The sequence below is a fragment of the Plectonema cf. radiosum LEGE 06105 genome (assembly GCF_015207665.1).
GTDB classification, from domain to species: domain Bacteria; phylum Cyanobacteriota; class Cyanobacteriia; order Cyanobacteriales; family Nostocaceae; genus Rivularia; species Rivularia radiosa_A.
The window spans coordinates 1-12,459 of sequence record NZ_JADEWL010000025.1 but is presented as its reverse complement, the minus strand read 5'-3'; the positions used below and the strand labels follow the sequence as shown (position 1 = coordinate 12,459).

The following is a 12,459-nucleotide window of genomic DNA, read 5'->3' as shown; positions in this document are numbered from 1 at the left end:
GGGAATGGGTAATTGGTAATGGGTAATGGGTAATAGGGAATAGGGAAGAAATAATCTTATTAAATTATTCTCAACTTTTTTGGGATAAATTTAGGATAGAAGGAAATAAATAAATAAATAAATAAATATATTTTAAGTATGAACTACTTCATCAAAAAGCTGAGAGTAACGTCGTGCTTGTAATTCAATTTTGAATTCTTTTTCTACTTTTTCACGAGCGCGATCGCGAATTTTTTCTGTGGTATTATTTGATAATATCCAAGCAATACCTTGAGCTAAACTCTCAACATCTTTATCTTGAGCTAAATAACCGTTAGCTTGATGCTCAATCATATCTGACATTCCTCCAATATTAAACGCAACACATGGAGTACCACAAGCTAAAGCTTCCATTACGGTATTCGGTAAATTATCTTGAATTGAAGCCGCAACAAATACGTCTGCTGCGGCATAAACTAAGGCTAAAGATATATCATCATGAAGATTCCCCATATAATGACAGTTAAAATCACCGTTCTTTTTTTCGTCAGGTTGTAAGGAACCGAAAAAAACTAATTCTATCTGATTTGTGTAACCAGAAGAGCTTAAATTTTGTAACGCTTTCTCAAGTAAATGGATTCCTTTTCTGTAACTATTTGTAGCAGCACCCGATAAAATTAATTGTTTATCCAAGGGAAGATTCAACCATTTTCTCGCTAATTTTTTGTCAATTGGTTTATATTTTTGGATATCAATACCGTTGGGAATTACTTTTATAGGATAATTTTTTAATAGATAGCTCCTCCGTGCAACTTTAGCTAACCAATGACTGGGAGTAACGATTGTTAAATCAAGATTTTGCCATGATGCAGCTTTACGTTTCCATACCCAACGAGATAAATCTTGTTCTTTGTTAGAGTGAAGTTGAACACAGGCACCGCAAGATTTTGTATAGCGATCGCAATCTAAACTATATTGACAACCTCCGGTAAATGCCCACATATCATGTAAAGTCCAAATTAATGGTTGTTTAAATTTGGCAATACTTTCAATTTTAAGATAACCACAAGTCCAATGGATATTAATTACGTCTGGAGACAGATGTTTAATTTTAGAATCAATGAAATCTGGAAACCATTGCGTCGAAAAAGTTCCGTAATCGTGTTTTGGATAAAATTTTAATGGTAAATTATCTAAAGTGGGTCGCATTTGATTAAGCCACTTTTCTAATTTATTTGCAGATCCAATCACGGTATTATCACTACTCATTTTATATTGAACCAACATTTGAGACCTAATATTTATATCCTTTAGTCCATTATGCAACCGAAATGCTGCACGAGCTGCTCCACCACTAATATCAAAAGTACTCAGGATTAAAGGATTCATTATCAGTTATCAGTTATCAGTTATCAGTCAAGCTCTAAGCTATATTAATAAATATCAGCAATTATCTATCTAAAATTCTCCTCATCTTCCTTGTACCCTATTTCTTACTCTCTTTTTTAAAGTTTTTTAGAACAAAAAGCATAACTGTCAAATATTCCATAACGTTTATCTACATAATTAGAAAAATCAACTGTGGTTTGAAAACCCATTTTTTCTAAAAGTTCAAAAATATCAATTCCAAATGTTCTGTATGCTAAAATTTTACCGCGAATTTTGTCACCGTGATACTCTGGGGGTAATAGATGAATATCTTCATTTCCTGAAGTGTCAACTCTAACTAAAGTCGGTTTATCGAAAAAGCAGGGAACTGTAAAAATATGATATCCACCTTTTTTTAAAACACGATATACCTCTTGAAACGCTTTTTTATAATTTCTGATATGTTCAAATACATCTTCTGTAATTACTATATCGAAATTTTCATCAGCGAAAGTTAAATTTTCTATATCTTGACAAAAAACTTTTTCTTGAATTTCTTTACCTGGTTGAACATCTGGTATATAACTAGAACAGCAATAGGATTTTAAATTATGCAATTTTTTATAAAAAGCATCATTCACATCAGCGTTATAAATCCTTAAATTATTTAACTGCTGATTTGATGAAACCTCAGCTAAACTAGATATTTTTGGATTAATTTTGTCAATTAATAATTTAGCAACGTGTCTTTTTCGAGATGAACTTTTACAAACAGGACAGTACATATTATTCCGCACTGTATTAACATCAATACAAATGAAAATAGTAGAGCTACCACAAATATTGCATTTCCCCAGTTGATGATATCCTAAGTTTTTAACTGCAAGTGCTGCTGCTTTACTTACTTTCATGATTCACCTTGATAACTGTTAACTGTTCACTGTTAACTGTTCACTGATTTCCATGCTCCTATAATACCCGGAACAACATTAAGATTAAGATAATCCTGTTGTGATGAACTGATTTTTATGACTTCGGTTAAACTCCAAGGAAATCTACCGATAAGGCTCATATCACCTTGAAGAACATTGAATAACTGCGGTAATTTACTTACAATATCCAAATTAATTTTTCTCAAGTTAGCACCGAATTTATAAATACAAAATAATTTACCCTGTTTACCCACACACCACTGTTTTTGCAATATCGGTTCCTTAAAATAAACACGGGTTAATATGGCGATCGCCATCAAAATAGGCATAAATATAATTAGTAATATCAAGGCTCCTAAAAAATCACCGCATCGCTTTATCAACCGATTCAGATGATTAAACTTGTGATTATGATTAAAATGTTGATCTAATTTTTCTTGCTGAGATAAACGCAAAAATACTGTTTTTCCACATCTTCTGCATTGATTAGCCCACATTTTAATTTGCTCTAATTCAATCTGCGAATCTATTTCTACTATTGTCGCTGGAGAAAATTGCAACCAGTCTGCTAAAAATGTTTCGCTTCTATTAGAAAGCAAATGCATCTGTGAAGGTTTACAAGTTCGTTTAACTATAAGTTTTTCATTTTTCAGCTTGATTTTATAACCAAAGTTATAGTTACAATCATTAGCCTCGTTATCATTCCAAACATTAGCAGAAGTTTCTAAATTAGGATATGATACTAAATTTACTGATGTTGACCTTTGCTTCTGAATCATCGCTAAGAATCAGTAACCATTGTTAATAAATCATTGGATAATAGGTAAAATTAAATCTGTGACGCGAGTGTTAAATTATCTGTTATTTGGAAATTTTTTGAGATTTTATTTTAATATCCTCGACAGCATCTAATTTTTCAAAAACACATTGTAGTGGATACTGAATAGTTGTTTTCTATACAGAGGGGTGTGCGAGCCGCACTACAAATTCAAATCCAGTTTCCACAATTGTTTTTTAAGTTTTATATCCTTTTTTTATCACTATTTTCCAAGTCACGAACCACTGTTGCGATATTCAACAGCAATCAGAATTATTCGACACTTTTCAGTATTTATGACTACTATTTTATTTTAACTTCATAAAAACTTAAACCAATCATAAGTTTATTTACTTAATTAAGTCAACTCGCGAACAGTGAAATTTTGATCATCTTTACAAAAATTTTAATCTTTTTTTTGGTAGACAATGTTAAAATTAGAGGATTTTACTTAGGGTAATAAGTAATATAAAAGACATTCTGCTGAAAATATGGTTGCAGTAAAATATTTTGATGTTAATTGAGCAACTTTAACAAATACAGGCTTTGTAGGTGATTAATTTCGATAAATTGCCGAGTTGAATCAAATCATCTATTTCTGCTTGATTAGCTTTGAAAGACAAGTATTAAGCTTAAAATGCTGATATTAATCGCTGCTTACTAACAGTAATAAAAGTGAAGGTATAAATTTTGATTTTTTAGGATTTGGTCGTTAATTTTTGATTATTTAAGAAAAATTCATCTAAAAATAACGTTGTCAATTGCTATCACCTAGTGCAAGCTCGTTGCTATCGCGATATCTGGCAATAGCATCTTATATATATTGAATGTATCGAATATTGTCTGTGGACAAAAAAAGAACTAGCACAACGTCAAGATTTACATGAGTAATGCATAGCTGATTATATTGTTATTTCCATTGTAATCACAATTATTGGAACAGCTTGCGTGGAGAATCTACAACTTTTGGGGGATGCTAGATATACACAACTTGCATTGTAATTTAATACTAAACTGTTTTACTTCGTAAAAAGACAAAAGCTGAAAAATACGCAAAATAGGTTAGAATTTTGACTCAAGCTGTAATTGAGGATTAAATAATTGTACATAGGAGTGATCAAATTGATCTAGTCAAAAAAAGTAAAAATTACTGAATAGGTTGTAACTAGCTGCATCGTCTGGATGCAGATGCAGGTGTGTTTACCATGACAACAAAAAGTGATATAGCTTTTGTAATTGTTTCTTATAATTCCGCCGATACTTTAAGGGGTGCGATTGAATCTTGTATACAAGCGGTCGAGGAAATTTACCCAGAAAGAGGTACAGTTATCGTGTATGATAATGCCTCGAAAGATAAATGTCCGCAAATCCTGGATGATTTTACCCGACGATATCCAGAAATATTTGTGGGAAAAAAAGGAGAGCGAAACTTAGGTTTTGGTGCTGCAAATAATAGAGCTGTCGCTGCTTTACCAAGTAAGGTTTATGTTTTAGTTAATCCTGATGTAACATTCAAACCCAAAATAATTACTCAATTAAAAGCAACTTTAAATTCCGCTCTCGATATTGCAATTGTTTGTCCTAAGTTACTTTATCTTGACAAATCGGTTCAACCTTCAATTAGGAGATTTCCGACATTTAATTTTTTGTTATTAAAGTATTTATTAGGCGAAAAAATCCAAAATTTACTATATCCCTTTGATTATTATTATGCCTGTATGCCTCCTCCCAAAAAAACTGTAGAAATTAATTGGGCTATTGGGGCTTTCATGATGGTATCAGGCAAATATGTAGAACGATATGGGTTGTTTGATGAACGCTTTTTCTTGTATTTTGAAGATGTAAGTTTGTGTGTAGATGCTTGGCAAAATGGGTACAGAGTTTTATTTCAACCTTCTGTATCTGCACTGCATTTATATCAACGTTCTAGTACCCGTTCTAAGTTCAATTACCTGACTTTAATACATATGATTTCTGCTTTGAAATTTTTTGCTAAATATAGACGTTATCAAAAATATTGGCAGTTGATTGCTTTAATTTTGGAATTGAATTTAAAAATCCAAAATATTTGGCGTTTTGTGATTTTATCCAGAATAAAGAGATTACAACAACCGTAAAATAAACACTCTAAAGCAGGGAATAGGGAGTAGGAAACAGTGATAAAAAGTAATATTAATCAGGATTCTAAACTTTTTAGCAATATATCATTTATCATACTAGTGTTTAACCAAGTGAATTATCAGGGGTACTTGACCAACTATCATTTGATATCATGTCCGGATGATTCGTTATTATTCCCTGTTGACTGTTAACAGTTCCCTACTCCCTTCTTCCTACTCCCTTCTTCCTATTTAATATATCTATGTACGTGAAGCTGCCTTTTTTTATTAAAAAAATTCTTAAAACTAACATTTTATGGCAAGAAAATCATTTGATTGTCAAAGCATTTAAGCCATTTTATCGTACAGCGATTATAGCCGTATTTTTGACAATCTTAGCTGCGGTTTTAGAAGCAATGGGTATTGGTTTGATAGCATCTTTATTACAAGGATTAACTAATCCCGAACGCTCTCCATTACAAACTGGTATTGAATGGTTTGATGTTGGTATTTTAGGAACTCAAGCTGTTGCTCAAGAACGTATTTGGCGGATATCTGGTTTAATATTATTTACTGTTTGGCTAAGAGCCGTTTTTAGCTATTTAGGACGTTATTGCGCTAAATTATGCGAAATTGGATTAGTAGATACTCTCCGCAAACGAATATTTGAGCAATTTGAAAGCTTTAGTCTTTCCTACTATATTCAAAAACGTTCCGGAGAATTAATAAATACTTTTTCTGCTGAAGTTAGTCATCTGAGTTTTGCTTTTAACGAACTGATTAATTTTGTCACCAAAAGCTGCATTATCATCGCTTACACTTGTGTCATGTTCGTGATTTCTTGGCAATTAACTTTAGTTACAGTATTTCTTTTTAGTTTACTCGCAGTAGCAGCATCAAATTGGATTCGTAGAGTGCGTCAAGCAAGTTTTGCAATGACATCTGCTGGGGGAGAATTAGCAGCAAAAACCACAGAATTTGTCAGCGGTATTCGTACTGTACAAGCATTTTGGACTCAAGAATTTGAACGCAAACGTTTTGATCGAGTAGCGAAAAATTTTGCCAATGCTTGGTTAAAGGCTAGTACTATTAGCGGACTTTTACAACCGTTAATTGAAGCGGTAGCTACGACAATTTTGGTGACAATGATTTTGGTAGCGGTTTCAACTTTGATATCAAATGGAAGTCTTAATGTAGTCTCTCTGCTGGCTTTTTTGTTTGCTTTATTCCGCTTGCTACCAATTATTGCTCATATGAATAGTTCTTGGGGTTTAATTGCGATGCATTCTGGAGCTTTAAGGTCTGTTGAAGAACTTTTAAGAACTGATAATAAAGCTTATTTAATCGATGGTCATCATCATTTTCCCGGTTTAAACCAAGCCATAGAAATAGTTAACCTTAATTTTGCTTACAGTGATCAAAAATTAGTACTCCACAATATTAATTTAACCATCCAACGCGGTCAGATGGTAGCCTTAGTTGGTGCTAGTGGTTCTGGTAAAACAACTTTAGCTGATTTATTGGTACGTTTTTACGACCCTACTTCCGGTAAAATATTAATCGATGGAGTTGACTTACGCCAATACAGTCTTGGTTCCCTACGTCGTAATATGGCATTAGTCAGTCAGGATACCTTTATATTTAACACCTCAGTGCGAGAAAATATCGCTTATGGGTTAGAGAATATTGACGATGAAACGATTATAGAAGCAGCCAGAGGTGCCAATGCCTATGAATTTATTTTAGAATTACCCCAAGGATTCGATACCAAACTTGGCGATCGCGGTTTACGATTATCTGGAGGACAAAGACAGAGAATTGCCATCGCACGAGCATTATTACGCAATCCACAGATTTTAATTTTAGATGAAGCAACTAGCGCTCTCGACTCGGTGAGCGAACGTTTAGTACAGCAGTCCTTAGAAAAATTAGCTCAAGGAAGAACTGCGATCGCGATTGCTCATCGACTTTCTACTATTTATAAAGCCGATAAAGTTATCGTACTCGAATCCGGACGCATTGTCGAACAAGGAACTTATCAAGAATTATTAAACCTCAAAGGTAAACTTTGGAAATATCATCAAACACAGAATCAGTTATCAGTTAACAGTTAACAGTTATCAGTTACCAATTACCCATTACCAATTACCAATTAAAAATGAAAGTCGCAATTTGGGGTTCTTACAATTATGGTAATTATGGTGACGATATTATGGCAATTCAATTTGCTAAATATCTCAAAAGTTTAGATGTTAAACCTGTAGTTTATCGCTTGGATAAAAATTTAGCACAACGCTATCAACTTCAAACCACCGATTCATTAGATGAACTTCTTAATGATGCCAAATTTTGCATTATAGGTGGAGGAGGATTTCTTGTAGAAAACTTTTCCGCACCCTTTGAAACAGATTTTCGTCGCTTATACCAAGTTAGCATCGAGAAAAATTGTCCCGTATATCCAATTTCCATCGGTGGAGAAGGATTCGGAGCAAATGCAACGCTTTCATATTGGAGACGAGAATTTTTTCAAGGTGATATGCACCAATCCTGTACTGTCAGATTAGAATCAGATCAAGCTCTCATTAATCAGTTTGGCAAACAAGTTTTTTATTATCCTGATGTACTACTTTTAGTCTCAGATTTTTGGCAAATTCCCGCTCAAAATAAGCAAGGTAATCGAATCAACGTAGGGATAAATATTCCGAAAACTTTACAGTGTCAATGGCTAACCTTTCAACTTAAACTTATCGCATCTATCAGAAGAGATATTGTTTTCCATTTTATCAAAACTTATTTACCATCATCGCCAATAAATAGCGAGTTAGTACCCAAACAACAATCGAATAATATCAGATATCATATGTATACAGACCCCCAGTCAACCCTGGAATTTCTTGCTTCCCTTGATTTAGTTGTCTCCTACAAACTGCATCTCGGATTAACTGCACTTGCATTAGGAACACCCTTTTACAGTTTAGGTGGTTCTGGTAAAGCAAAAGCCTTTCTCAACAGCATTGGAGCCGATTTCGCAGCTTGGTCTCCCGCCGATAAACGATTTAAAATTGCGGCATTTTTGTCCAATCCCCAAAATATTCTTCAAGCGAAAAATAAATTTAATTTTACTATAATAGATAAACTAAGAAAAAATAGTCGGGGACACTTAGATTTTTTAAGCGAACTTGTAAAAAATGTTAGTTCTTCTTTTAGTTAATTTAATAGATTCAAGATGCAAATTATTGACTTATAGAGTGTGTTTGAGCAATATAAAATTATTTAATTTAATTTCATTTAATTTAAATTAATTAAATTGTATTTAGATAAAAGTCAAAGGAAACATTGAATACACGAATTGAATTTTCAATTAATTTTCAATTAATTATAAATTAATTTTAAATACTTAGTCGCAAGTAATTAGTTTCAGATTTATCGAGGTAATCATGAGTTGTAAACATTTACAGATGATAAAATACTGTTTTTAACAGCTTTTTAACAAATTATTGAACTGTATAAAAAAGTCAGTTTTTGGCATAAATTAACATAAATTAGTGTTTCGATTTGAGAGGTTTATTGTGGTGGTTGACACTGGTCTCGACAACGGTCAAATGGTAATTGACAGACCACAAGAAGCTGTTAGTATTAGACAGCTATCTATCATATTGTATCGCCGACGCTGGCTAATTTTAGGTGTCGCAGGTATGGTAATTTCCGTTGCTACTTTGATATCCGTAGTAGTAAAACCAACACGTGAAAGCTCAATGCAAATATTAGTTAGTTCTAATATTTATCAAGGGGTAAACAATCCCCATAATCAAAATAGTTTAAACAATGATTTTACTGATTCTAATATTAAAGTTGTAGATTATACGGCTCAATTACAATTAATGCGGAGCAAAAAATTAATTGAAAGAGCGGTGAAATTGTTACGTCCGACATATCCAAATATTACAGTAGAAGATATTAAAGGTCAAAAAGGTCAAAAAGGACCTTTAACAGTGACTCAGATACAAGCAGGAACAGGAGTTAATAAAGTTCCCTCAGAAGTATTTGAAGTATCTTTTAAAGATAAAAACCCAGTTAAAGCCCAGAAAGTACTCGAAGCATTGCAAATAGTTTATCAAGACTTTAATCGAGAACAACAACAAGAACGTTTATCTAAAGGATTAGCTTTCGTCAACGAAAGACTTCCTAAAATAAAACAACAAGTTATTGAATCGGAAACAAACTTAGAAAACTTTCGCCAGAAATACAACATACTTGACCCCCAAATACAAAGTACAATTCTTTTAGAATCTCTGGCTGGAATCAAAAAAGACCTTGATACTACCACAGCCCAGTTGCAAGATGTTGAAGCTCGTTATCGTAATTTAGAGGAAAAACTAGCCGCTTCTCCCCAAAATGCTTTAATATCTTCTCGTCTGAGCCAGTCAACTCGTTATCAATCCCTCTTAGATGAGATTCAAAAGACTGAACTAGCTTTAGCAGAGGAAAGACAAAGGTTTACTGATAATTCTCCCACCGTACAAAAACTTTTAGAACAGCGTCAGAGTCAAATGGCTTTGTTAAGACAAGAAACCGAACGGAGTTTGGGAGATAAAGCAAACCTCACTAACAATACAGCACAACCACTGTTGACAAAAGGACAACTTGCAGGAGTCGATTTAAAGTTAGTCGAAGATTTAGTCAGATTGCAAACAGAAGCTTTAGGTTTGCGAGCAAATCAACAAAGTTTGATGCAGTCGGAAAGTCAGATACGTTTAGAATTAAATAGATATCCCAATTTAATTGCAGAATATAGCCGTTTATTACCGGAAGTAGAAACCAACCGTAAAACCCTCGAAGAACTGATGAACGCACGTCAATCTTTAGCCCTGAAAATTGCTCAAGGTGGATTTGATTGGCAAATACTCGAACAGCCAGAATTAGGAATTAAAACTGGTCGTTCCAGAATGTTAATTTTATTTACAGGTGCAGTAATCGGTCCCATTTTAGGCATTGCCCTAGCTTTAATTTTAGAACTATTGAGCGACACTATTTACAGTCCCCAAGAATTGACCAGGTTTACCAACCTACGTTTACTTGGTAAAATCCCCAAACTCTTGCCACCTCGGGAAACCAAAAAACTTTTTGGTTTACCAATTGGAAAATTGCGATCGCAACACTCGCTGCAAAAACAAAAGTTATACCCTTCATTTTCAGAAGCCATAGCCTATTTACCTTCCCACGAAACCTTAGATATGGCTTACCAAAATATTCAAATATTAAAATATCCGCTCCACTGTCAATCATTAATGATTACTTCAGCAAAAAGCGGTGAAGGGAAATCAATCTCAACCTTGGGATTAGCAGTCAGTGCTGCGAGAATGCATCAACGAGTTTTAGTAATTGATGCCAACCTGCGAAATCCCAGCCTACACACGATGATGGAACTTTCCAACGATTGGGGACTTTCCTTATTATTATTAGAAGAGACAAACACTCCCATATCAGATTACGTCCAACCCGTTCATCCTGCAATCGATGTTTTAACCGCCGGACCAATCCCAGATGATACAGTAAAATTACTTAGCTCCAGGCGTATGAAAGAACTTTTAGATATATTTACCCAAAATTACGATTTAGTATTAATAGATGCTTCTTCAATATTAGAGACCGTAGATGCAAGGATATTAGCGTCCCTATGCAACGGCATCATCATGGTAGCACGCATGGGTAAAATCAAGCAAAGTGAACTAATTCAAGCTACACAAATTCTTCACAACTTAAATTTAGTCGGAATTATCGCCAATGTTGCCACCAAATCTCCAAAATTATATGTGTAAAAAGTCAAAGGTTAATGGCAAGAGGCAACTGTCCACTGTCCACTGTCAACTGTCAACTATTATATAATTATTGCTAGCTTGATAAACCGAATTTTCGGGGAAACTACCGCTCTCCTGTCCGTCAAACAGATATAAATCCTAGAAAACTCAGAAGATTATTATAAATAGCATGAAATTCCGATTAATCTATTCTTCAATATTATCCCAGATGAAAGTACGCCATTGGTGGCTCGGAGTACTGTTGTGGATGATTTTGATTATCCCAGCACAAGCATCGGTAATTATGCGTGTAGCAATTGAGCGTGATGTAGACAAAGTTAAAGTTGGTAGTTCCACCGCTGCAATTGTCAAAGATGGTAGCGGACGTTCTTTAGGGAAATTACCAGGAAGAGAAGCTTACTACGCTCAACCAGTTCCCGGTGGAGTCGCTTTAGACAAATGGACATCAGCTTTGTTTTGGATTGAACCCGAAGGAAAAGGATTTGTTTATATTGGCGATCGCTGGTATCGTGGTAGAACTTTAGTTATTCCCACACAAAAAGGATTAACCGCAGTCAACTGGGTTGATTTAGAAGAATATCTTTACAGCGTTTTAGGTGGAGAAATGGATGCTCGATGGCATCCCGAAGCTTTAAAAGCTCAAGCCATAGCTGCTCGTAGTTACGCTCTTTACAGACGAGAGAGAGAGCAAACAAATCCTCTTTTTGATGTCGGAAGAACTCCCGATAAATGGCAAATTTATAAAGGTGTAATTGCAGAAGATCCCAAAATTTACGCCGCAGTAGACGCAACAGCAGGACAAGTATTAACTCATAATAATCAAATTATTGAATCAGTATTTCATGCTTGTTCTGGAGGACATACCGAAAACGTTGAAGATGTCTGGGGAAGCAGTTTACCTTATTTGCGTGCAGTTCCCGACTTCGACTTGAATACAACCAGTACAAGTAATAGATGTAAATGGCAACAAAGTTTCTCATCTACAGAAATTAGTCAAAAATTTCCTGAAATCGGCTCGGTTCAAGAAATTAAACCTGTAGAACTATCACCTTTTAACAGCGTTAAAAAATTGCAGATTATTGGTGAAAAAGGTATTAAAGAGCTAAAAGGAGAACAAGTTCGTACCACACTTAAGCTCAATAGTACCCGCTTCACCGTCAACAAACAACAAGATGGTACTTTTGTATTAAATGGACTTGGTTGGGGACATGGTTTAGGAATGAGTCAATACGGTGCTAGTTATTTAGCCAATCAAGGCTACAACCATTTACAAATTTTGAATCATTACTACAAAAATGTAGCATTAGCACCGATTGAAGTTAAATAGGTTAAAGGTTAAAGGTGAGGAGTTAGGAGTTAGGAGTTAGGAGTTAGGGGTTAGGAGTTAGGAGTTAGGAGTTAGTAGTTAAAAATCCATCTCCCCATCTCCCCATCCCCCCATCTCC

8 protein-coding genes are annotated in these 12,459 nt (G+C 34.4%); 5 read left to right on the top strand and 3 right to left on the bottom strand.

The genetic code is table 11. The annotated features are described in order from the left end of the window. Window positions 1–132: 132 nt before the first annotated feature. The 3 genes from IQ247_RS10500 to hepC form a co-directional block, all read right to left on the bottom strand. Window positions 133–1,368 carry a glycosyltransferase family 4 protein gene (locus IQ247_RS10500; protein WP_193919647.1) on the bottom strand — a complete coding sequence of 412 codons (1,236 nt, stop codon included), beginning with the start codon at window positions 1,366–1,368 and terminating at the stop codon, window positions 133–135. A 116-nt stretch (window positions 1,369–1,484) separates the two neighbouring features. Next, window positions 1,485–2,258 (bottom strand): class I SAM-dependent methyltransferase, encoded by a 774-nt coding sequence (locus IQ247_RS10495; protein ID WP_193919646.1) that lies wholly within the window; start codon window positions 2,256–2,258, stop codon window positions 1,485–1,487. A 32-nt stretch (window positions 2,259–2,290) separates the two neighbouring features. Continuing rightward, complete coding sequence (gene hepC / locus IQ247_RS10490; RefSeq protein WP_193919645.1) at window positions 2,291–3,058, bottom strand: heterocyst development glycosyltransferase HepC; 768 nt, start codon at window positions 3,056–3,058, stop codon at window positions 2,291–2,293. A gap of 1,243 nt (window positions 3,059–4,301) precedes the next feature. Between hepC and IQ247_RS10485 the strand changes: the two genes are divergently transcribed. From IQ247_RS10485 to IQ247_RS10465, 5 genes are all read left to right on the top strand, one after another. Continuing rightward, complete coding sequence (locus tag IQ247_RS10485; RefSeq protein ID WP_193919644.1) at window positions 4,302–5,213, top strand: glycosyltransferase; 912 nt, start codon at window positions 4,302–4,304, stop codon at window positions 5,211–5,213. Window positions 5,214–5,458: 245 nt separating this feature from the next. Further along, window positions 5,459–7,309 carry a heterocyst formation ABC transporter subunit HepA gene (hepA, locus tag IQ247_RS10480; RefSeq protein WP_193919642.1) on the top strand — a complete coding sequence of 617 codons (1,851 nt, stop codon included), beginning with the start codon at window positions 5,459–5,461 and terminating at the stop codon, window positions 7,307–7,309. 44 nt (window positions 7,310–7,353) lie between these two features. Beyond that, on the top strand, window positions 7,354–8,406 hold the full coding sequence (locus IQ247_RS10475) for a polysaccharide pyruvyl transferase family protein (RefSeq protein ID WP_193919640.1): 1,053 nt from the start codon (window positions 7,354–7,356) through the stop codon (window positions 8,404–8,406). Window positions 8,407–8,767: 361 nt separating this feature from the next. After that, entirely contained in the window at window positions 8,768–11,014 is a 2,247-nt protein-coding gene (locus IQ247_RS10470; protein WP_322745484.1) for a GumC family protein, read from the top strand. A gap of 169 nt (window positions 11,015–11,183) precedes the next feature. After that, window positions 11,184–12,341, top strand: a complete 1,158-nt coding sequence (locus tag IQ247_RS10465) for a SpoIID/LytB domain-containing protein (protein WP_193919638.1) — start codon at window positions 11,184–11,186, stop codon at window positions 12,339–12,341. Window positions 12,342–12,459: the final 118 nt, after the last annotated feature.

Coding starts and splice junctions, on each gene's coding strand:
- IQ247_RS10500 (WP_193919647.1), bottom strand. CDS start 1,368: ATGAATCCTTTAATCCTGAGTACTTTTGATATTAGTGGTGGAGCAGCT.
- IQ247_RS10495 (WP_193919646.1), bottom strand. CDS start 2,258: ATGAAAGTAAGTAAAGCAGCAGCACTTGCAGTTAAAAACTTAGGATAT.
- hepC (WP_193919645.1), bottom strand. CDS start 3,058: ATGATTCAGAAGCAAAGGTCAACATCAGTAAATTTAGTATCATATCCT.
- hepA (WP_193919642.1), top strand. CDS start 5,459: ATGTACGTGAAGCTGCCTTTTTTTATTAAAAAAATTCTTAAAACTAAC.
- IQ247_RS10465 (WP_193919638.1), top strand. CDS start 11,184: ATGAAATTCCGATTAATCTATTCTTCAATATTATCCCAGATGAAAGTA.
- IQ247_RS10485 (WP_193919644.1), top strand. CDS start 4,302: ATGACAACAAAAAGTGATATAGCTTTTGTAATTGTTTCTTATAATTCC.
- IQ247_RS10475 (WP_193919640.1), top strand. CDS start 7,354: ATGAAAGTCGCAATTTGGGGTTCTTACAATTATGGTAATTATGGTGAC.